The following is a 19,866-nucleotide window of genomic DNA, read 5'->3' as shown; positions in this document are numbered from 1 at the left end:
CCACCCGGAGAAGGAGAACAATATGGACACCGTGGAACTGGCCGCCCGGGAGGGCATCCGTGATTTGGTGGCCCGCTACAGCAGATTGGGCGACTCGGGGCAGCTCGATGGGCTCCTTGACCTGTTCGTCGAGGATGCGGTGCTGGAATTCGTCGGGAAGGGCAGGCCGGTCGTCCACACCGGACGCCCCGCGATCCGCGCAGCCTTCGAGCAGTTCCGTGCCGATTTCGCCGCCCGCGCTCCCGGCGGGCGCCCGGCACGGATCTACCACAGCGTGACTTCGCATGTCATCGACGTCGTTGACGGGGACCATGCCACCGGGGATGCGTACGTATCAGTAATCGGCCACCAGGGGCTGCTGGAGTGGGGATCCTACCAGGACCGATATATCCGCACCTCGGATGGGTGGCGCTTTGCCGCCCGCCGCGCCCGCCTGGACGCCGCTGCCGACCGACGATTGTGACGGCCGCGGTCCAATACGACAGCCGCCCCGGCACCTGACTTGCCAGGTGCCGGGGCGCTCCCGTGGAGGAACTTACTGGATGTGGCGTTTGAGGAAGGCGCCGATCTTGGCGATCGAGTCGTCGGCGTCGGGGTCGGAGCCGGCGAGGAACTGGAAGACGTGCTGCTGGCCCTCGTAGACCTCGAGCTCGACCTCGACCCCCTTGCCCCGGGCAAGCTCGGCGAAGTCCTGCCCGCCCGAGAGCAGGGCCTCGTCGCCGCCGAAGGCGATGTGCACCGGGGGCAGGCCCGCCGGATCGGACTTCAGCGCGTTCAGGTACGGGTCCTCGGCCGTGATGCCCTCGCCCAGGATCAGCGCGTGCAGGCCGCCGACGGCCGATTTCTCGGCCAGGGCATCGCGCCCGGCGTTGGTCTCGAACGTGCGCCCCTTGGCCTCCACGTCATAGAACGGCGACATGGTGGCCACCGCCCCGGGCCGCGGCAGCCCCGCGTCCCGCCGGTGCAGCGCCACCGCGGTGGCCAGCGCCCCGCCGGCCGAATCGCCCACGACCGCCACCCGTTCGGCCGGGGCGCCCTTGGCCAGGATCCACTCGTAGGCTGCCAGCGAATCCTCCAGCGCCGCCGGGTACGGATGCTCGGGGGCCAGCCGGTAGTCCAGCACGAACACCGGCAGGCCCGCCGCCTGGGCGATATGCGCCGCCAGCTTGCGGTGCCCCTCCGCGCTGCCGCCGATGTAGCCGCCCCCGTGCAGGTAGAGGACTGCCCCCGGCCGGTGCGGTCCGGGCTTGGCCCACAGGCCCCGGATCCCGTCCTCGTCCACCGTCTTGAAGCTCACGTCCTCGGCCTCGGTGGCAAACTGCCCCCAGCCCAGATACAGGTCGCGCAACAGATCCATCCCCGGATCATCCCCCGGCGTCTGGCGCCGGGCCCAATACCGGTAAAGGTCGCCGAGCTTCTGCGCGGTCGGGACCTGGGTTCGGGTTGTTGCGGGATTCAGTGTCATGGCTATGCCTCCTGGTTGCGCCAGCTGTCGAGCAGCGCCGGGGCTGCATCGACAAAGGTAATCGGATCGACGAACAGATGCTGGGTGAGCACGCCGGCGTCGCGGACCAGCCGGCCCATCACGGTCGGGTTGCGGAATGCGTCGCTGCCCGACCACAGGCGGGCCTTGGACACCACCCGCTCCAGCATTTCGTGCGTCCAGGTGGTCGCCTGGCGGTTGCGGGCGGCCAGTTCGGGCGAGGGCCTACCTTTCCGCGCCGCATACTCGTCGGTCTTAGCGTAGGTTTCGAGCGCGTACGCGCGCGCGGCTTGGTAGTCCGCCTCGATCTTGGCGAATTCCGAGAGGAAGACCGGGTACTGGTCGACCGGCGACGGGTAGCCTGCGCGTGCCCGGTTCGCGCTCGAGCCGGCGACCTCCTGCAGTGCGCGCTTCACCAGGCCAAGGGCGATGCCGGCATGGGCGGCAAGGCCGATCTCCGGTCCGGTGGTAAACGGGGCGATGTGCTGGGTCGGCCCTCCCGTCACCGAGAAGACGAAGCGCTCCTCGATGACCTGTTCGGGAATCTCGTAGTCCTGGCTGCCGGTGGCAACGAGCCCGGTCACATCCCAGCCGCCCTTGAAGACCACCTGCTCGCGGGGAACCAGGGACTGCAGGTAGTCGAGCACCTCGCCCTGGTCGTTAACCAGGGTGAGGCCGAAGGCCATATGGGTAGTGTGGTGGCTGCCGCTGCCGAACCGGTAGCTGCCCTTGACCAGATAGCCGCCATCGACCTTGCGCGCGGTTCCCACGGGAGCGCCCATGCCCGCAAGGATCGCCTTGTCCGGCCCCCCGAAAAGCTCTTGGGCCCCGTCCCGGGGCAGGAAGCCGGCCAGGATTCCGTTGGCGAATGCATTGGCCATAAAGGCCCAGCCGGTCGAGCCGTCGGCCCGCGAGATCTCCTCGATGACCTCGATGGCTTCACCCGTCCTGAGCCCGCCGCCGCCGAAGGCCTTGGGCACGATCATCCAGAACAGGCCTGTATCGCGGAACGCCTGGACGACCTTCGGGGTGAGCCGGCCCGCGGTTTCGGCGGCAGCAGCCTCGCTCTCGATCAGCGGGGCCAGTTCCCGCGCCCGCTCCAAAAAAATACCCCGGTCGTCAACGGAGGACTGGCCCTCCGTTACCGGACTGACAATTACGGACGACTCTGTCACGTGGTTCCTCCTTTGAGCAGGACGCCGCACTCACAGCGTCTTTGCCGAGTGAACGGGGCGGGGACCGCACGCCGTTCGGTGAACGAGCTTCAAACTATCTGTAAATAAACTACTGATCAATAGACTAGCTGGAAAGAATTCCCGGATACTCCGGCACGGGACAGCCCTCTCGGAAGGCGCCAAACACTGCGGCAGCACGGACACCAAACGATGCCCCTGTGCCACCGGGATGAATGCTGGGGTGCCCTGACCCGCATCCAACGAGAGTGGAGTAGCCTCCGCGGGCTCAGTTTGTGTAGCCGCTGAGAATCTCAGTCTCTTCGGCCTTCCGCTGCTCCTGCATCGAGAGGGCGAAATCATAGCCTTCAGTTATCCCCTCCGACCCCTTCAGGAGCATCCCGCCCTCCACGCCGATGCTCTGGCCGGTGATGTAGGAACCGCCAGGAGCGGCCAGGAGCACCGCGACGGCCGCGATATCGTCGGCGTCGCCGCGCCTGCCCATCGGGATCTTCTCGACAAACTTGTCCGCCGCGCCGGATTCCTCCAAGGCGCTCTTGCGAAACGTGCGGATCCCGCCCGGGATGATGGCGTTGACCCGGATGTTGTCCGGCCCGAAGTCCACCGCGAGCGACTTCGTCATGTAGTCCAGGGACGACTTAGCGATCCCATAGGGAAGATAGGGCGGCGCGGCGATGAACCCGGCGGCGGACAGTGTGTAGATGATTGAACCCCCGCCTTGGGACCGCATATGGGGAACCACATAGCGAGTGAGTGCAGCATAGTTGCGCACATTCGATTCAAAGGAAGTTCCGATGAGCTCAACCTCCTCGTCCATCGACTCCAGCCGGCCCAGAAGGATATGCGCCGCGTTGCACATCAGCGTGTCGATCCGCCCCCATTTCTCAAGGGTCCGGTCAATAAGCGCCCTGCCCGAGGCGCGGTCCGCCAGGTCGAAGCCGATGCCAATTGCCCGGCCGGAGCCAAACTGCGTATTGAGTTCCGCGGCCCGGGCCTGGGCTTCCGCTTCGCCGCGCCCCGTGACGACGACACGTGCGCCGTGCTCGAGCATGCGGTACGTTGTCGCCATTCCAATGCCTTTTGTGCTGCCTGTCACAAGACATACGCGATTGCTTAGATCGAACAGAGACATTTCAACCTTCCATGATTATGTGGTGCCCGGCATCAGCCGCTCCCGGGTACCACCGTCGGCCTTTTGTACACTTGGGGGTCTGCGTCGCCTGCCAGTCCAGCTTCGCCACACCGACCGCGCGCGGGACATTCCCGGACGGATCACCAAAGCATGCCCGCGCCGCCGTTAGGGCGCATCACCTGGCCGGTGACAAAGCGGGCGGCATCCACTGCGAGATAGAGGATCGCGTACGCCCGCTCCACAGGCTCGCGCTTGAACCCCATGGGGAACATCTCGGCCCAACGCTCGAGTAGTGGCTCCGCCGACCGTTCCATCCTCTGCACAGATGGACTGTTCGGTCCTCGGAGTCTCCAGCCAGTCTGGGGCTACCGTGTTCACCCGCACCCCGGTCGACGCGACCTCGAGCGCGAGCGAGCGGGCAAACTGATTTATTCAGGGCCATACAGTGCTCCTTCTACTCCGGCATTGCCTGGAAGTCCCGTGTCGGGCCGCGTCACCGGAATCGCCTGTCGGCAGGCAGCGTCGCTTGCGGATAGACGAGGCGTCCGGGATGGAACATGGACAGGTGGTTCTCCGCCGAGTGGCCGAATTCCCCGTAGCCGTGCCCGAGGGATCTTTCCGGGTACGGCGCCGTTGCCGGATCCGGAGCATGTATCCCCATCACTGATTATTGATAGTGAGACTATCTTGCAGACAATTGATTGACAATAGACAAATTAGTGGTTCCATCCGCCCCGGCGGCCGGAAAACGGAAGGCCCCTGGCGCTGCAGCCAGGGGCCATCCGAGCCCAACGGGAATCCCGTTGGTCGATGATGCTCTACGGCACCGCGGGGCGCCCCCACTGATCAGCGGTACTCCACCTGCCCGCCGTCGAGGACCAGCCGCTCCCCCGCGCCAGGCTCCCCAGTGGCCGTGGTGGTGAACGTCGCCCGCCCCTCCCCCGTCCGCCAGATGGAGGTCCGGAGCGTCTCGCCTGGAAAGACCGGCGCCGCAAACCGCGCATGCATGGACTCCAGGCGTGCCGGATCACCGCCGCACAGGCCGGCGAGCACCGCCCGCCCGGCATAACCGTAGGTGCACAGTCCGTGGAGGATCGGCTTGGGGAAACCGGCACGCTCGGTGGCGAATACCGGATCGCTATGCAGCGGGTTGCGGTCCCCGGAGAGCCGGTACAGCAGCGCCTGGTCCGCACGGGTGCCGTACTCGATTTCAACGTCCGGCTCCCGCTCGGGGATCTCGACGCGCAGGGCACTCGTCCCCGGTTCGCCGCCGAATCCGCCGGCGCCGCGGAAAACCAGCGTCGTCGTCGACTCCGCCACCAGCGCGCCATCGACAGGGTCGCTTGCGCTGGCGGTGATGGTCAGGACGGCATTCTTTCCCTCACCCTTGTCCTGAAGGTCGGTAATCTCGGCACACACGTCAACCTCCCCGGCCGCCGGCAGGGGACGGTAGAGGCGGATCCCCTGCGCGCCGTGGACCATCTTCCCCCAATTGATCTTCCCCGCCTTGGCGAGGATGGAATTGCCCTCCGCCACGATGACGGCAAAGGTCGGCAGGACGCGCTGCTCCACACCCTTGGAGTTTTCCGTCACGAACGGCAGGTCGTCCAGCCCGGCACCCACGCCCAGGGCATACAGCAGCGTGTCACGGTCTGTCCACGACCGCCGGCGGGGTCCGATGCTTGCCCCCAGCGCATTCGGGTCGATACTCATGGTCTCCTCCTTGGTCCACCCCGGTCGGGGTTGTCAACTTTCCATACCCAAATTAGTCTATTCATAGATTGTTTATCAACGGAGTTTGTTGGAGGGATTTCCGCCAACTTCAAACCGCGCCGCAGGGCCCTCCGCCCTTGCGGGCAGGGGAGGTACGCATGGAAGCAAACGCCTTGACCGCCGCCAGTCCGGCAGTGAACGACCCGTCCGGCACACCGACGCGCGTGCCGGTGGTCGACTACCTGGTGCTCGACGAACAGCCATACATCCAGGCCCAGTGCTGCAACGCGTGCGGCGCACTGTACTTCGACCGCAGGAACGCCTGCGCACGGTGCTTCGCCACGGAGTTCTCCCCGAGGCGCCTTGCCGGCACCGGCAAGGTACGCGCCTTCACGGTGGTGCACCGGGCAGCCCCGAACATACCGGCCCCCTATATGTCCGTGGTCGTCGATCTGGACGGGGGCGGCGTCATCAAGTCGAACCTGCTCGGTGTCACCGACCCGCAGCAGATCAAGGCCGGGCAGCGGATCAAGCTGGAAACCTTTACGGCAGGCGTCGACGACGATGGCACCGAAGCCATCGCTTTCGGATACAAGATGGATGGGGACGAGCTATGAGCAGTGGGGACATCTGGATTATCGGCGCTTCCATGACGCCGTTCGGCAGGTTCGCGGATCAGGATTTGATCGATCTGGCGTCCACGGCAGCGATGGACGCTTTGAAGGACGCCCAAACGACCATGGACCAGGTCGGCGTCCTGGCCATGGGCAACGTCTACGAGGCGAACTCGCACAACGGCCAGCGCCTGCAGAAGCAGATCGGGCAGACCGGCATTCCGGTCTTCAACGTGGTCAATGCCTGCGCCACCGGGGCGACCGCGGTACGCGTGGCCATGATGGCCATCGCCTCGGGGGAAACCGATCTCGGCCTGGCCGTGGGCGTAGAAAAGATGGGCAAGATGGGGCTGCTTGGCGGTGCCCGCAAGGGCCGCACCAAGACCGAATTCACCCCGAACGGACGCTACGGCGCCGTCATGAAGACCGAAGGGATCCTCGGCACCTCGCTGATGCCCGGCGTGTTCGCCCAGGCCGGCACCGAGTATGCGCTTCGGCATGGGGTAAGTGCCGAACAGTTCGCCAAGGTGGCCCAGAAGAACCATGCGCATTCGGTCCTGAACCCGCTGGCGCAGTACCGGAAGGAATTCTCCCTGGCGGAGATCCTCAACGCGGAGACGATTTCCTATCCAAACACCCTGCCAATGTGCTGCCCGACGGGGGACGGCGCCTCCGCCGTCGTGCTGGTGTCCGACGCCAGGCTGCGCACGCTGGACCCGGACGTGCGGCGCCGCGCCGTCAAGATCTCCGCCTCGGTGTTGACCTCCGACCCCTGGACGGAATCCGACCAGGTACAGGCCGACATCAACACCCTGACCCGCCTGGCCGCCGACCAGGCGTACGAAAAGGCCGGAATCGGCCCGGAGGATCTGGATCTGGTCGAACTCCATGACTGCTTCGCGACTGCCGAACTGCTGCACTACGACAACCTGCGCCTGTGCGAACCGGGCGGAGCCGGCGACTTCATCGACTCAGGCGCGCCCTGGCGCGGCGGAACCACTCCCGTCAATGTCTCAGGCGGCCTACTCTCCAAGGGACACCCGCTGGGCGCCACCGGCATCGCGAACCTCTACGAAGTCGCCACCCACCTGCGCGGTGAGGCCGGCGACCGCCAGGTGGAGGGGGCGAAGGTCGGCCTGACCCACGTCGTGGGCCTGGCCTCGGCCTGCGCCGTCCACATCCTCGAAGCAGCAAGCTAGCCCCGTCCTGCCGGGACACCTAAGAGAAAGATAGGTTCACCATGGGACCTCTGCAGGGCCTGAAAGTCCTCGAAATCGCCAGCGCCGCCCCGGCACCCTTCGCGTGCATGATGCTGGCCGACCTCGGAGCCGATGTCGTACGCATCGACCGGCCCGGAACCGCCGAACCGTCGAACGGACGCCCCCGCCCCATCGACCCCCTCACCCGGGGACGCACCTCGATCGAGCTGGACCTGAAGGAACCCTCCGCACGCGACCAGGTGCTGCAGCTCGTCCGCGGGGCCGACGTGCTGGTCGAAGGGTTCCGGCCGGGCGTCGCCGAACGGCTCGGGCTGGGACCGGACGATTGCCTGGCCGCCAACCACCGGCTGGTCTACGGCCGCATGACCGGGTGGGGCCAGTCCGGCCCCATGGCGGGCAAGGCAGGCCACGACATCAACTACATCGCCCTTTCCGGCGCCCTCGAGCCGATCGGCCGGACCGGTGAGCCCCCGGTCCCGCCGATAAACATGGTCGGCGACTACGGGGGCGGAGGCATGCTGCTGGCCTTCGGCATCCTGGCGGCCCTCTACGAGCGCCGATCCTCCGGAACCGGACAGGTGGTGGACGCGGCCATGGTGGACGGCAGTTCACTGCTGGCCGCCTCCATCCACGGCATGATCGGGTCCGGGACCTGGCGGTCCGAGCGCGGCACGAACCTGCTGGACAGCGGCGCCCCGTTCTACGACGTGTACCAGACCGCCGACGGCGGTTTCCTGAGCGTGGGAGCCTTGGAGAAGCGCTTCTACGCCGAGTTCCTGGCCGGGCTGGGGCTCGACCCTGCCGGTCTGCCGGCACAATATGACCGGAAGGGCTGGCCCGAACTGCGAAGCGTATTCGCCCGGTGCATTAAGGCACGCAGCCGCGACGAGTGGGTCGAGGTGTTTGCGGACCTGGATGCCTGCGTGGCGCCGGTGCTGGCGCCCCCGGACGCCCCGCACCACCCCCATGCCCGTGAGCGTGCCGCCTTCGTCCACGTGGATGGAATTGCCCAGCCCGCTCCCGCCCCGCGGTTTTCGCGCACGCCGGCCGGTGTTCCGAACGGTACCCCGGTCCGGAACTCCGCCGTCGTGGACGTACTATCTGTGTGGGTGCCGGAGGTCGACCACGAGCAGGCCCTCCGGTGACCGCCGGTCATTCGTCGAAATACCCCGCCCAAAGGAGCAATAGAGCATGACCGTCTCATCCCCAACCCACGTCGAGAGCCTGGCCTCGCTGGGCCTGGCGGAAGTTCGCGAGGCCTTCGTCACCTGGATCGCTGACAATGCCGACCGGCTCAACCAATTCCGCGGGCTCCACGGCGACATGGACTCCGTCTTCGCCAAGCTCTCCGAGCTGCAGCGACTCCTCTACGACACGGGATGGATCCGCTTGGGCTGGCCGGCCAACCTCGGTGGTCTCGGCGGAACCCTGGGCCTGCGGGGGATGATCAGCGAAGAGCTGGCCGCGGCCGGTTATCCCCCGCCCTTCTCCTTCGCCACCCAGGAGGTCCTCGGCCCGGCCGTCGCGCGTTTTGCCCCGCAGGAGCTGGCCGCCGAACTCATTCCCCGCCTGCTGCGCGGTGACGAGAAATGGTGCCAAGGATTCTCCGAACCCGGCGCCGGCAGCGATCTTGCCTCGCTGAGGCTGCGGGCCACCGATGAAGGCGACTCGTGGCGCCTGAACGGGGAGAAGATCTGGACCAGCTGGGCCAAGTTCGCTGACCGGTGCGTGCTGTTGGCCCGCACCGGCGAGCCGGGCTCCGGGCACCGGGGCATCACCGCGATGGTCCTGGACATGGACACTCCCGGAATCGAGGTCCGGCCGCTGCCGAGCATTGCCGGCGACGACGAGTTCTGCAGCCTCTACTTCGACGACGTCGTCGTCCCGAAGACCAGGACCCTGGGCGAAGTCAACGGCGGCTGGGCCGTGGCCATGTTCGTGCTGGCCAATGAGCGCGGAGCCGCAGCCTGGCAACGCCAGGCGTGGATGGGTTGGCGCCTGGGCACACTGGTGGACGAGGCACCTGGCCTCGATGCCGCCGTCGCCGGGGAGGCTTTCGAACTCATCTACGGGCTCCGGTTGCTCTCCCGCCGCACCCTGCGGACCCTGGACCGAGGCGAGTCGCCGGGGGTGCTGCCCTCGTTCGACAAGATCCTCATGTCTACGGCGGAGAAGTACCTCTTCGACGCCGCCGTGGAGGCCATGCCCGGCCGCATCCTGCTGGGCGAGGACCCCGGCGCGGCTTCCTGGCGCGGGGAATACCTATACTCCCGGGCGTCGTCGATTTACGGCGGGACGGCCGAAATCCAGCGAAACATTATCGCCGACCGCGTGCTCGGCCTTCCGAAGGACTGACCCATGGACGAGTTTGAGAAGCAGGCATTCAGCGAGGGCCTGGCCAAGACCATCGACTCCACCCCCGCCGCGCAGCTGCGCGAGGCACTCGAGGAATTCGGCTGGCTGGACCTGCTGGACGAGGAGCCTGCCGAAGCCGCCGGCATCGTTTTTCCACTACTGGGCGAGCATCTGGTCGCCCTGCCGCTACTGGACGACGTCTGCACCAAGGCCGCGGGCCTCGAACCCGGACCGGACACCGCTTTTGTCTATCCGGCACTGTCATCGCCGGTACCGACCAGCACGGCCACACTCGACGGCGGCATCCTGAAGATGACGCTGCGCGGCATCGTCGCCGCGCGGGACGCCGCCCCGGAAACCGTCGTGGCACCGGTGCTGCTGGACGGAGAGCCGGCGCTGGTCGCCGGACCGTGGGAGGGCACATGGCCCGCCGCCGGCCAAGGCATCGACGCCGAGTCGGGCTGGGCACAGCTCGACGCTAATTGGTCCGTGCCCGCCGGCGCCGTGGTTGCCTCCGGGGAACCCGGCACGGCATGGACGGCGGTCCGGGCCGCCGGGCATCTCGCGCTGGCCTTCAAGATGAACGCAGTCGGCGCGGCAATGCTGCGCCTCGCCGTGGAGCACACCGCGTCCCGCGAACAATTCGGCCAGCGGCTGTCTGGATTCCAGGTCGTCCGCCACAAGCTGGCCGACGTGCGGGTCTGGCAGGAGACCGCTTCTTTGGCCGCTGACGCTGCCGAGGAATCCACCGATGTGCTCTCATGCCTTCTGGCCAAAACCCTGGCCGGGAGGTTCCTGCGGACGGCGCGGGAAAACTGCCAGCAACTCCTGGGCGGCATGGGCTTCACCCAGGAACACGATTTCCACCGTTACCTGCGGCGGGCACTGGTGCTGGAGAACCTGCTCGGTTCGACGGGGTCCCTCCGCGCCGAGTTGGGATCCTCCATCCGCGCGGCCCGGTCCGTCCCGCGGCTGGCGACCCTCTAGATCCAGCACCCGGGCGCCTCTCCGGTGGTGAGACGACAAAGTCGCATCGGTAGCGGTGAACAAGTAACGACGTTGTTTGGAACAAGGGAGACCACAGAATGATCCGACGATTCTACGTCATGCCGTTGAATCCTGGTGCGACCGAGGAAAGGATAGATGAATTTCTCAAAGCCTTAAGCGACTCGGATAGGTTTATTTCCGGCTTGTTGGACTCGTCTGCGGGCGTCGACCTCGACACTAGAACTGTGGTTTGGGAAATGACATTCGTCGATGAGGAAACGTATACCGGACCGTACATGGTGCATCCGTACCACATGGCCACCCTCGACAATTACTTGATTGCCGACAGTCCCGAGAGCCTGGCGCATGACATCGACACCACGCGCTACACGTTGCCCGATTCCGTTCCGCGGCTCGAAGAGGGCGTTAGACGAGTGGTGCTCATGAAGCTGCCCGAGGGGACCGACACCTCGATGCTGGAAACGCTGGCTGCACAGGGCGAAGGCATGGCGGCCTCGGTATTCTCTCCCGACAATGTGGCATGGCGTTTTCCGACTAAAGACTTGAACTGGACTCATGTCTGGGAACAAGGGTTCACTGACATGGCGGCCCTGAACCACTATCTGAAAACGGCGGAAGGGATCGCTTGCTCGAGTCTGGAGGGCTTTAAGCGCCTTGGTATAGACGCACGGTCTCTTAAGATCCTGACTTACCCCTTCAAACTCAAGCCGGCGCAGTCACCCCCCAACATCCCGTCGGAGCCATTTCCCATCCTTTACACGATCACCGCGCGCACGGCCCTCGAAGATGTTGACACCTACATCGATTTGCTCGAACGGGACTACGATCCGCCGCTGGCCGACGTCGGGGCGAAATTGCTTCACCGTTGGCGCACCGTTGATCATGCGTACACTGAGGCCGAAGTGCAATCGACCTGGCAACTGGATTCAGTCGCAGCCTTCAGCGACTTGAGAATAATGACCGTGACCAATCCGTCTTGGAATCGTTTCGTCTTGGAGGGAATGCCACTGGTGAGAAGCGGCACGCGCCGATTTTACCGCGCTGTCTAGCGGTAATCTCCGTTAGTTTGCCCGGGATTAGGCGGCCAGGGGCTTGTTCATATTTGACTAGGCAGCGAGGTAGTCGTAGAGGTCAGAACGTGTGCGATCCGACTGGTGCCCAAGGAAGAGCGGCGCACCGGCGTCCTGGATGAGGCAATCATCAGCCTCTACGCCGGTGGGGATGACGGTGAGGGATATCGCCAACCATCTGGAGTCCCCGAGCGGCACCGAACTGTCGCGGGAGACCATTTCGAAGATCACCGACGAGGTCCTCGAGGAGGTCATGGCTTGGCAATCGAGGCCGTTGGATGAGATCTACCCGATCCTGTATCTGGATGCCATCGTGGTGAAGATCCGCGACCGCGTCCATGTCAAAAACAAGGCCGCACACATCGCCGCGGCCGTGGACCTCGACGGCATCAAGCACGTGACAAGGCATCTGGGTCCAGGAGAGCGAGGGAACGATGGGTGCACCTCTCGCTCGCGAGCGATTCTGGGCCGGGGTCTGCGCCGAACTGGCAAACCGCGGGGTGAAGGATGCGCTGATCGCCTGCTGTGAGCCGTTCATCGGCTTCCGGAGGCCATCCAAGGCCACCTTCCTGGGCGAAGCGACCGTCCAGACGTGCGTGCTGATCCGCTCCTGGAATACGGTTCGTCGCCTACGGGGACCGCAAGAAGGTTCGGTTCATCCCGTTCCTGGCCTTCCCACCGGCCATGCGCAAGGTCATCTCAACGCCATCGAGACGTTGAACTACCAGTTGCGGAAAATCACCAAGAACCGCGGCCACTCTCCAACTCTGACTTTTGGCGTCGATTGGTGGTTTTCACAGCTCGGTTTGTCGTTTACAGGTGATTGCCGATGACACGGGTAGAGGATGCTGTTCGCCGGTAGCGGCCTTCGCTGAGCTTCGGCGGAACGCGGGACGGGGCAGGTCGTGTTTCTAGCTTCGGTATCCGTGCCGGAGGATTTCGCCTACTCCGCCGAGCCCGCGTTGTCGCTCCGGCTCCTGGGATATCAGCCAGGCGGTCATGAGCGTGGTTTCGAAGAGATCCTGCCCTTTTATGCCCGGTCGCACCGTGCCCTCTTGCTGCGCATCGGCGAGAATCCCGTCGGTGATCTCGATGATCTCCTGACAGGTGATGGCCAGGGGGGTTTTGTCCCCGGATTCGAGTGCCTGGGCAATGGAGTCGGGAAGCCCCTGGTATGAGCTGAGGTAGTTCTGTACCTGGGCCAGCCACCGCTCCAACCGCTCAAGGCCCGTTTCTGCTGACCGGATGAGATCGGCGGCTGTTCGCAGTTCTTCGCCCTGAGCGTTCAAGGCCGCGAAGATCAGATGGTCCCGGTCGGGAAAGTGCCGGTAGAGCGTTCCTACGCCGACGCCGGCTTCACGGGCAATGGCGTCCAGCGATGTGGTGACTCCCTGGCTGCTGAGGTGTTTGCGGGCGGTTTTGATGAGCGCTTCGTAGTTTTTGCGTGCATCCGCCCGCATCGTTCGGGACGTTGACATCGATCGACCTCTTTCAATACCGCGAGTCTGTCAACCGGAGGCCCTCTCCGTATGCTCATAACGGAGCTTACCTCCGCTTAGTCTTTGATCCCAAACTTCTGAAGAGGAACGCACGCCCATGACCAGACAGATGCACCTGACGGTGCAGCTCATCTCCGGGTACGGTCTCGAACCGGCGGCCTGGCGCTGGCCGGGGATCGATCCCGCCTCTTTCATCAATGCGGATGTCTTCGTCAAGGCCGCGCAGACCGCTGAGCGGGGCAGGTTCGACGCGCTGTTCCTCGCCGATACGCCGGTGTTGAGCACCGATGTGGCAACGGCGCCGCCGCAGCAGGCCCTGGAGCCGATCGTCACCCTTACGGCGGTGGCGCGGGAAACCGAGCGGATCGGCCTGGTGGCCACCTCGTCAACGACGCTCAATCACCCGTTCACCGTCGCGCGGCAGTTCAGGGCACTGGATCTGGTCAGCCAGGGCCGGGCGGGGTGGAACGCCGTGACGACGTCGCATCCGGGAGCATTGCTCAACTACGGCACCGGTGTGCCCAGCCGGGGGGAGCGGTATGAGCGTGCCCATGAGTTCATTGCTGCCGTCATGGCGTTGTGGGGCTCATGGGAAGATGATGCGCTCATCATGGACAAGGAGGCCGGCCGGTTTGCTGACGCCAGTCGCGTCACCCCGGTGGGACTGGCCGGCCGCCATGTCGCCAGCCGCGGCCCGCTGGGACTGCCGCCCTCGGAGCAGGGGCAGCCGGTGGTCTTCCAGGCCGGTGGCGGACTCAACGGCCTGCGCCTGGCCGGGCGGTTCGCCAACGCGGTCTACAACAATCCCTTCGACATCCCTTCCGGAGTCGAGCATGCCGCGGCAGTGGCACAGGCCGCCTCGACCTACGGGCGGTCCCCGGATCACATGACCGTCTTCAACGGAATCATCACCTCCGTCGCCTCGACCCGGAAGGAAGCTCTGGAACGCCGCGAACAGCTCGACGCACTGGGCGACCTGGAGACGAAGGTGGCCTATCTCGGCCAGCAGATCGGCGTTCCGCTCTCCATCGAGGACATCGACAAGCCGGTGCACCAAAGCCTGCTGGAGAACGCCCGGGCCAATCCGGCAGATCCGCGCTCTCCCCTGGCGCTGGAACTGGCCGGGGAAGGGCTCACGGTGCGGCGCATCCTGGCCCACGGCACCATGAACTACCATCCCGTGGCCCTGGGGACTCCGGACGAGGTCGCTGACATCCTGCAGCGGTGGCATGAAGCAGGCGTGGGCAAGGGGTTTAACATCAACCCGGATGCCACCGACGGGCTGGAGCACTTCGTCGATGAAGTGATTCCGATCCTGCAGGAACGCGGCCTGTTCCGGCGCGAATACGCCGGCACCACACTGCGGGATCATCTGGGCATCCCCCGTCAGAACGGGCTGCCCGCCGGGTACGGACAGCACGTGGGCGCAGCATCATGAAGTATTCACTGGTGGAACTGGCCCCGGTGGCCCACAACGGATCGAAACGCGAGGCGCTCCACGCCGCGGTCCGTGCGGCACGTGAAGCCGACGAACTCGGTTATGAGCGCATCTGGTACGCAGAGCACCACCACACGGTGGGATACGCAGCCCAGGATCCGGTCAGCTTGATCGCCCTGGCCGCCCGTGAAACCGAACGGATCCGGGTCGGCTCCGGGGCTGTGCTGCTGAACCATTACAGCCCGTTCAGCATCGCCGAACGCTTCCTGCAGCTGGAAGCCCTCACACCCGGCCGCATCGATCTGGGCCTGGGACGGGCCACCGCAGGCCCGCTCATCGACGCAGCCCTGCGCCGTGACCGGAACTCCCGCCCTCAGGATGACTTCTCCCACCAGGTGCAGGAAATCCTTGCCTACTACCACCACGGCTTCGGACCGGACCACCCCTTCTCCCCGATCAACCTCACCGCCGGTATGGAAACCGTTCCCGACGTGTGGGTCCTGGGCTCCTCGGGCAACAGCGCAGCACTGGCCGGCAGCCTGGGGCTCGGCTACGCTTTCGCCGGCTTCATCAATCCCGGCACCGCCGTCGCTGCACTGGATGCCCATCGCGAAAGCTTCCAATCCACGCCCTTCGGCACGGCGCAGCGCAACACCATGCTGGCGCTGAACATCGTCGCCGCCGACGATGAAGACACCGCCCACCGGCTGACGTGGCCCGCCCGGCTGCTCTGGCGCAGGGTGGCCGCCAGCGGCCAGGCTGCGACCACGCCCACACTTGCCCAGGCCGAAGCCGAACTGCCGCTGGACGCAAAACAGCAGAGCAGCACGTTCGACGGAAAGACCATCCCCGCACAGATCTCAGGAAGCCCGGACACCCTCAAAACCCAACTGGAGAAGCTCGTCGAAGCCACCGGCGCGACCGAAATCATGATCCAGGACATGCTCATCGACCCCGACCTGCGCAGCCGGTCCCGGGCACTCATCGCCGAAGCCATCACCCGAGTTGACCTCTCTGAGACTGCGGATCAGCCGAGACTGTAGTCGGCAACAAGCCGACGACCGCGAAGCTCGCCCCGGCGCATCCGTAGCAGCCCGTCATTGATCTCGTCGAACGTTATTGGCTCAACGTCAATCGAAAAGGAACCATCCGCCATGAATTCGTAGAGGGCGGCGGTATCCGCGGTCGAACCCGCCAATGATCCCACCAAGTGAACCTCTCGGAAAACCAGCGATGTCGTTGGGAACGTGATCTCGGGCTTGCCGAGGCCGACCTGGACTACACGGCCGCCATGCTTGACCATCTCGATTGCCGTCTTCGTGGTGTCCACACCGGCGAAATCGATGATCACATCCAGATCGAGATCAGCGAACTCTTCGGCAGAGAGGAAAGTGTCCTTGACACCGGCAGCCTTGGCGGCCTCAAACGCCGCATCAGATACATCGGCTGCAAAGACTTCGCCGCCGGCGAGGACCGCGACGCTGATATGTAGGAAGGTTTGTCAAGAGGCAATGGTGAGCGGCTCCCGGCTGGTTTGGTCGGGGGCCGCTGGTTTGGGCGCCGTCCGGGTGGGGTGGTCGTGCCGGCGGGTCTTGGTTTCGACTGCAGTGTCAGGCTGATATGCGCGGGTTGGGTACCGCATGACGATTGTTCGGCTGGGGCGTATCGCTGTCTGGCATCGGGCGTCGACGGTGTTGGTCCGCCTGCCCATAGCGTTGTCCCGGGTTGGCCCCAAAGTGCTGCCACGTCACGGCCGCCACACTCCGGAAGGCACGTTCGTCAGGCCGCGTTCATGCGGCCTCCCTGCCCGTGTCCGCCTTGCTGGAGGGGTGCGGCCAGGGACCAGCACCATCCAGCCATTTCCCGGGCGATCGCGGTGTTCGCCGTGACGGAGCGTTTCTTCCGGGCGTCGAAGACTTCCCACTTGTGGTGGAGCCTGTGGTTGCCTTCCAGGGCACGGATCCTGGTGGCCGGGCCGACCAGGTCCATTTGCCTGACCAGCCGGAGCCCGGGCCGGGAGTAGGGGCGTCGATGGACCCAGGCTGCCTCGATCAGCAGCTTCCGGGCGTATCTGCTGCCGGCCTTCGTGATCGGCCCCTGGTGCCGGGTCTGGCCCGAGGACTGCTCGGACGGCACCAGCCCCAGGTAGGAGCCGATGGAGGAACCGGTGAACCGGGTCCAGTCGCCGATTTCCACGGCGAGCCCGAAGCCGGTGGTGATATCGACGCCGCGCAGGCACATCAATGCGTCGATGACCGGGGTGTATTCACAGTTTCCGGCGGTCGCCGCGACGCGCTGGTCGATCCGCTTGAGGTGTGCCGCGAGCAGTTCGGCCTGCTCCAGGTCGGCCTCCCAGGTGAACTGCAGCACCGGGGAGTCGAAGTGCTGCCGGTGCAGCCACAGCACGTGCTCCTTGGTCCACTTCGTCTTTTTCGGGTACCTGATGCCGTGACGGAGCAGGATCGCGTTGACGTGCTGGCGGGCATGGGCGAGGTTCTTTGCGGCCGTGGCCCGCAGCCGGGACAAATCCCGCAGGTCCTCCTGCTCCCGCGTCGGGACCCTCACATCGGTGACCTGTCCCAGGGCGAGCATTTCGGCCAGGAGCCGGGCATCGCGCTTGTCGGTCTTGACCTTGTCGCCCGGGGCCCGCAGCAGCTTCGAGGACGCCGCGACCACGCAGTCAATGCCGGCCTCCCGCAGAAACCTCGCCAGGACGTACCCGGTCGGGCCGGATTCATACACCGCCTTCACCGGGGCTTCGAAGCGGCAGATCCAGTCCAAAACGACCGCCGGGTCCGAATCCATCTTCGCCTGCACCAGCTCACCGGTATCCGGGGCCAGGGCGCAGCCGACAACGGAAGCCGCGTGAACATCCAGTCCGATAAACGTATGCTGGATCATAGCCGGGACCTCCCATCCCTCACATGTGGCACTACCATTCCACCTCTCCACCGGCCGACAGGCCAGGAGGCTGCTCAATGGCAACCCACGGGATCTGTGAAACAGAAGGCCCCGGCCCTCGATGAGGGTCGCGGCCCGGTCCCTGCCGATCCGGATATGAGGCCATCCCCGCCGGGCCACAGGCCCCGCGGCGCCGCCTCCGCCACGAAGGACACATACCGGCATCAAGCCGGCGCCGCGGGACCGCCCGGCGACAATGGCCGCTCCGGACAGGCAGGAACCCCAACCACCCCCACCTCATATTTCTAATGGGTAGTGGCAAGCCCGAGGCTTGCTGCCAGACTTGGCCCCCTCGGGCCGGGCGTGACTCGCTTCATATCCGACCTGCCTGGGCAGTGTCCTTTAGACGACCTGTCCACCCGACCCGTGGGGGCCAGTCTGGCTCGCACCGGTGGCCTGATAGAAGGTTGTCCGTTCCGCTGCAACCGGCGGAACGTGACTCGTTAGAGATCTGCCTCGGCGTGACCCCTCCCCGGCTGGCCATCTCGTGTCCAGTCCTGGGAAGGAACCCGCACCAATGAGCACCGTCCGTGATGAATACACGAACATCGTCGGCGTGGACACCCACGCCCGAACCAACACCTACGCCATCCTCTCCGCCGCTTCCGGCCAAGTCATTGACACCGCCACCTTCCCCACGAACCCTTCCGGCCTCCAGCGCGCCATCGCCTGGATCAATCGGCGCAGCGAACCGGGCAAGACCCTCGTGGCCATCGAGGGCACCAATTCCTACGGCTCCGGACTGACCCGCGCCCTGCGCTCCACGGACCTGGACCTCTGCGAGGTGCGCCCGCCCCGCCGGACCTCGCGTGCCGGCCGCGGAAAATCCGATGACATCGACGCCCTTGCCGCCGCCCGCACGGTGCTCGGCGAACAGGTGCCGGCCCTGTTGGTCCCCCGCACGGAAGGGGACAGGGAAGCCTTGCGGATCCTGCTCAATGCCCGCGAGGCCATGGAACGGCAGGCCACCTCCGACCGGCTGATCCTCACCGCGCTGCTGCGCACCATGGACCTGGGCATCGATGCGCGCACAGCCATCACCGACGCCCAGGTCCATGAGATCAGCCGCTGGAGGCCCCGCCAAGGCGATGACCTGCAAACCCGGACCGCACGCGCCGAAACCAAGAGGCTGGCCACCGCCATCCACCAATTCCAGGCCCAGCTGGTACGGAACAAGGAGCAGCTTCAGGAAATCGTTGACATGATGGCGGCCGGCCTCATGGACCTGCCCGGGCTCGGCCCGGTGACCGCCGCGCAGGTCATCGTCTCCTACTCGCACCCTGGTCGCGTCCGGTCGGAAGCGGCCTTCGCCGCGCTGGCCGGGGTGAACCCTATCCCGGCATCCTCGGGCAACAATATCCGGCACCGGCTCAACCGCCATGGAGACCGACAGCTGAACAGGGCACTGCACACGATCGCCCGGACACGAATGATGTTCGACCCCGCAACGAAGGAATACGTCACCAGGCGCACCGCCGAAGGCAAAAGCCTTCGGGAGATCCGCCGCTGCCTCAAACGGTTCATCGCCAGGCAACTGTTCCGGAAACTCCAAACCCTCCTGGCTTGACGAGAACCATAGAAGGGTCGTCTAGCACCGGAGAGTCCGAGGGCGCCAAGCCCGATGATGCCGACCCGTGTTCCCGGCGTCACGCCACCTGTTGTGACGATAGCCTTGTGTGCCGTGCTTCCCGCATCGGTTGCGACGGCAGCCTGGATGAAGTCCACCGAGTCAGGGATGCGGATGAGCTGGTGGGGCGCTCGTGTTACATACTCACCGTACCCGCCTCCGACATGCGCGTCGGGGCCATCACCCGGTGATGAGTCGATTCCGACCCGGTCGCCGAGCTTCCAGTCAGCGACTTCATCGCCGACATCCACGATCACCCCCGAAATCTCATGCCCAATGATTGCAGGCGGCTGAGCCTCCGTGGGCGTCTTGCCATCCATGGGTATCGTGCCATCCATGATGTGTAGATCACTCGCGCATAGGCCAACAGCGCGAACCTCTATGAGAACCTGATCCGGTCGAGGCTGCGGCTTCGGCACGTCTACCCGATCGAACGAGTCACCGAACTTAGTAAGCTGCCACGCCTTCATGACACTTCCTTCTTTTATTATGCGATTCATGCGCGAGCGCGACATGCACGAGTAGGGACCTCCTAGGGATTCCGGGGTCACTC

Annotated in this window: 18 protein-coding genes and 2 pseudogenes; 11 read left to right on the top strand and 9 right to left on the bottom strand. The window is 65.4% G+C overall.

Features of this window, described 5'->3' with window-relative positions:
• The first annotated feature begins 22 nt into the window (after positions 1 to 22).
• Positions 23 to 463: a nuclear transport factor 2 family protein gene (locus LVY72_RS04920; protein ID WP_237818360.1), complete on the top strand. Its 441-nt coding sequence runs from the start codon at positions 23 to 25 to the stop codon at positions 461 to 463.
• Positions 464 to 535: 72 nt separating this feature from the next.
• On the opposite strand, the gene LVY72_RS04915 is transcribed toward LVY72_RS04920, so the two are convergent.
• From LVY72_RS04915 to LVY72_RS04895, 5 genes are all read right to left on the bottom strand, one after another.
• Positions 536 to 1,465, bottom strand: coding sequence for an alpha/beta hydrolase (locus LVY72_RS04915; RefSeq protein ID WP_237818359.1), 930 nt, complete (start codon positions 1,463 to 1,465; stop codon positions 536 to 538).
• 2 nt (positions 1,466 to 1,467) lie between these two features.
• The gene (locus LVY72_RS04910; RefSeq protein ID WP_237818358.1) at positions 1,468 to 2,658 is read right to left on the bottom strand and encodes an acyl-CoA dehydrogenase family protein; all 1,191 of its coding nucleotides are present in this window, start codon (positions 2,656 to 2,658) and stop codon (positions 1,468 to 1,470) included.
• Between the two features lie 286 nt (positions 2,659 to 2,944).
• Complete coding sequence (locus LVY72_RS04905; RefSeq protein ID WP_237818357.1) at positions 2,945 to 3,808, bottom strand: SDR family NAD(P)-dependent oxidoreductase; 864 nt, start codon at positions 3,806 to 3,808, stop codon at positions 2,945 to 2,947.
• Positions 3,809 to 3,948: 140 nt separating this feature from the next.
• Positions 3,949 to 4,122 carry an SDR family oxidoreductase gene (locus tag LVY72_RS04900; RefSeq protein ID WP_269092218.1) on the bottom strand — a complete coding sequence of 58 codons (174 nt, stop codon included), beginning with the start codon at positions 4,120 to 4,122 and terminating at the stop codon, positions 3,949 to 3,951.
• A gap of 532 nt (positions 4,123 to 4,654) precedes the next feature.
• Positions 4,655 to 5,521 carry a MaoC/PaaZ C-terminal domain-containing protein gene (locus tag LVY72_RS04895; RefSeq protein ID WP_237818355.1) on the bottom strand — a complete coding sequence of 289 codons (867 nt, stop codon included), beginning with the start codon at positions 5,519 to 5,521 and terminating at the stop codon, positions 4,655 to 4,657.
• Between the two features lie 158 nt (positions 5,522 to 5,679).
• Here LVY72_RS04895 and LVY72_RS04890 point away from each other — a divergent pair, with 158 nt between their 5' ends.
• From LVY72_RS04890 to LVY72_RS04860, 7 genes and pseudogenes are all read left to right on the top strand, one after another.
• On the top strand, positions 5,680 to 6,138 hold the full coding sequence (locus LVY72_RS04890; RefSeq protein ID WP_237818354.1) for a Zn-ribbon domain-containing OB-fold protein: 459 nt from the start codon (positions 5,680 to 5,682) through the stop codon (positions 6,136 to 6,138).
• Complete coding sequence (locus LVY72_RS04885) at positions 6,135 to 7,334, top strand: thiolase family protein (protein WP_237818353.1); 1,200 nt, start codon at positions 6,135 to 6,137, stop codon at positions 7,332 to 7,334. Before LVY72_RS04890 ends, LVY72_RS04885 begins: the two co-directional genes overlap by 4 nt.
• A 41-nt stretch (positions 7,335 to 7,375) precedes the next feature.
• Positions 7,376 to 8,500 carry a CaiB/BaiF CoA transferase family protein gene (locus tag LVY72_RS04880; RefSeq protein WP_237818352.1) on the top strand — a complete coding sequence of 375 codons (1,125 nt, stop codon included), beginning with the start codon at positions 7,376 to 7,378 and terminating at the stop codon, positions 8,498 to 8,500.
• A gap of 46 nt (positions 8,501 to 8,546) precedes the next feature.
• On the top strand, positions 8,547 to 9,710 hold the full coding sequence (locus LVY72_RS04875; protein ID WP_237818351.1) for an acyl-CoA dehydrogenase family protein: 1,164 nt from the start codon (positions 8,547 to 8,549) through the stop codon (positions 9,708 to 9,710).
• Between the two features lie 3 nt (positions 9,711 to 9,713).
• Positions 9,714 to 10,697 carry an acyl-CoA dehydrogenase family protein gene (locus tag LVY72_RS04870; RefSeq protein ID WP_237818350.1) on the top strand — a complete coding sequence of 328 codons (984 nt, stop codon included), beginning with the start codon at positions 9,714 to 9,716 and terminating at the stop codon, positions 10,695 to 10,697.
• Positions 10,698 to 10,795: 98 nt separating this feature from the next.
• On the top strand, positions 10,796 to 11,767 hold the full coding sequence (locus LVY72_RS04865; protein ID WP_237818349.1) for an antibiotic biosynthesis monooxygenase family protein: 972 nt from the start codon (positions 10,796 to 10,798) through the stop codon (positions 11,765 to 11,767).
• A 99-nt stretch (positions 11,768 to 11,866) separates the two neighbouring features.
• Positions 11,867 to 12,552 (top strand): annotated as a pseudogene (locus LVY72_RS04860) (IS256 family transposase); the annotation flags it as partial.
• 147 nt (positions 12,553 to 12,699) lie between these two features.
• Here the strand turns inward: LVY72_RS04860 and LVY72_RS04855 are convergent.
• Entirely contained in the window at positions 12,700 to 13,266 is a 567-nt protein-coding gene (locus tag LVY72_RS04855) for a TetR/AcrR family transcriptional regulator (protein ID WP_237818348.1), read from the bottom strand.
• A 118-nt stretch (positions 13,267 to 13,384) separates the two neighbouring features.
• Here LVY72_RS04855 and LVY72_RS04850 point away from each other — a divergent pair, with 118 nt between their 5' ends.
• On the top strand, positions 13,385 to 14,725 hold the full coding sequence (locus tag LVY72_RS04850) for an NtaA/DmoA family FMN-dependent monooxygenase (RefSeq protein WP_237818347.1): 1,341 nt from the start codon (positions 13,385 to 13,387) through the stop codon (positions 14,723 to 14,725).
• Positions 14,722 to 15,768, top strand: coding sequence for an MsnO8 family LLM class oxidoreductase (locus tag LVY72_RS04845; RefSeq protein WP_237818346.1), 1,047 nt, complete (start codon positions 14,722 to 14,724; stop codon positions 15,766 to 15,768). The genes LVY72_RS04850 and LVY72_RS04845 overlap by 4 nt, the downstream gene beginning before the upstream one ends.
• Here LVY72_RS04845 and LVY72_RS24850 read toward each other — a convergent pair.
• Positions 15,753 to 16,211, bottom strand: coding sequence for a zinc-binding dehydrogenase (locus LVY72_RS24850; RefSeq protein WP_372463675.1), 459 nt, complete (start codon positions 16,209 to 16,211; stop codon positions 15,753 to 15,755). The genes LVY72_RS04845 and LVY72_RS24850 overlap by 16 nt on opposite strands.
• A gap of 293 nt (positions 16,212 to 16,504) precedes the next feature.
• Positions 16,505 to 17,626, bottom strand: a complete 1,122-nt coding sequence (locus LVY72_RS04835) for an IS110 family RNA-guided transposase (protein WP_237818344.1) — start codon at positions 17,624 to 17,626, stop codon at positions 16,505 to 16,507.
• Positions 17,627 to 18,203: 577 nt separating this feature from the next.
• On the opposite strand from LVY72_RS04835, the gene LVY72_RS04830 reads away from it, so the two are divergent.
• Complete coding sequence (locus LVY72_RS04830; RefSeq protein WP_237818343.1) at positions 18,204 to 19,253, top strand: IS110 family RNA-guided transposase; 1,050 nt, start codon at positions 18,204 to 18,206, stop codon at positions 19,251 to 19,253.
• A gap of 173 nt (positions 19,254 to 19,426) precedes the next feature.
• Here the strand turns inward: LVY72_RS04830 and LVY72_RS24845 are convergent.
• Positions 19,427 to 19,783: pseudogene (locus LVY72_RS24845) on the bottom strand (alcohol dehydrogenase catalytic domain-containing protein); the annotation flags it as partial.
• Between the last annotated feature and the right edge of the window lie 83 nt (positions 19,784 to 19,866).

Origin of the sequence: Arthrobacter hankyongi (genome assembly GCF_022012395.1) — a bacterium.
Taxonomy (GTDB): domain Bacteria; phylum Actinomycetota; class Actinomycetes; order Actinomycetales; family Micrococcaceae; genus Crystallibacter; species Crystallibacter hankyongi.
Note: the sequence above shows the minus strand (reverse complement) of the source record. Positions and strands in the feature narration are given on the sequence as shown.

What these genes read in the sequence shown, in the direction of transcription:
- LVY72_RS04875 (WP_237818351.1), top strand. Translation starts at nt 8,547, where the DNA reads ATGACCGTCTCATCCCCAACCCACGTCGAGAGCCTGGCCTCGCTGGGC.
- LVY72_RS04880 (WP_237818352.1), top strand. Translation starts at nt 7,376, where the DNA reads ATGGGACCTCTGCAGGGCCTGAAAGTCCTCGAAATCGCCAGCGCCGCC.
- LVY72_RS04905 (WP_237818357.1), bottom strand. Translation starts at nt 3,808, where the DNA reads ATGTCTCTGTTCGATCTAAGCAATCGCGTATGTCTTGTGACAGGCAGC.
- LVY72_RS04895 (WP_237818355.1), bottom strand. Translation starts at nt 5,521, where the DNA reads ATGAGTATCGACCCGAATGCGCTGGGGGCAAGCATCGGACCCCGCCGG.
- LVY72_RS04885 (WP_237818353.1), top strand. Translation starts at nt 6,135, where the DNA reads ATGAGCAGTGGGGACATCTGGATTATCGGCGCTTCCATGACGCCGTTC.
- LVY72_RS04830 (WP_237818343.1), top strand. Translation starts at nt 18,204, where the DNA reads ATGAGCACCGTCCGTGATGAATACACGAACATCGTCGGCGTGGACACC.
- LVY72_RS04835 (WP_237818344.1), bottom strand. Translation starts at nt 17,626, where the DNA reads ATGATCCAGCATACGTTTATCGGACTGGATGTTCACGCGGCTTCCGTT.
- LVY72_RS04920 (WP_237818360.1), top strand. Translation starts at nt 23, where the DNA reads ATGGACACCGTGGAACTGGCCGCCCGGGAGGGCATCCGTGATTTGGTG.
- LVY72_RS04865 (WP_237818349.1), top strand. Translation starts at nt 10,796, where the DNA reads ATGATCCGACGATTCTACGTCATGCCGTTGAATCCTGGTGCGACCGAG.
- LVY72_RS04915 (WP_237818359.1), bottom strand. Translation starts at nt 1,465, where the DNA reads ATGACACTGAATCCCGCAACAACCCGAACCCAGGTCCCGACCGCGCAG.
- LVY72_RS04890 (WP_237818354.1), top strand. Translation starts at nt 5,680, where the DNA reads ATGGAAGCAAACGCCTTGACCGCCGCCAGTCCGGCAGTGAACGACCCG.
- LVY72_RS04855 (WP_237818348.1), bottom strand. Translation starts at nt 13,266, where the DNA reads ATGTCAACGTCCCGAACGATGCGGGCGGATGCACGCAAAAACTACGAA.
- LVY72_RS04845 (WP_237818346.1), top strand. Translation starts at nt 14,722, where the DNA reads ATGAAGTATTCACTGGTGGAACTGGCCCCGGTGGCCCACAACGGATCG.
- LVY72_RS04900 (WP_269092218.1), bottom strand. Translation starts at nt 4,122, where the DNA reads ATGGAACGGTCGGCGGAGCCACTACTCGAGCGTTGGGCCGAGATGTTC.
- LVY72_RS04850 (WP_237818347.1), top strand. Translation starts at nt 13,385, where the DNA reads ATGACCAGACAGATGCACCTGACGGTGCAGCTCATCTCCGGGTACGGT.
- LVY72_RS04870 (WP_237818350.1), top strand. Translation starts at nt 9,714, where the DNA reads ATGGACGAGTTTGAGAAGCAGGCATTCAGCGAGGGCCTGGCCAAGACC.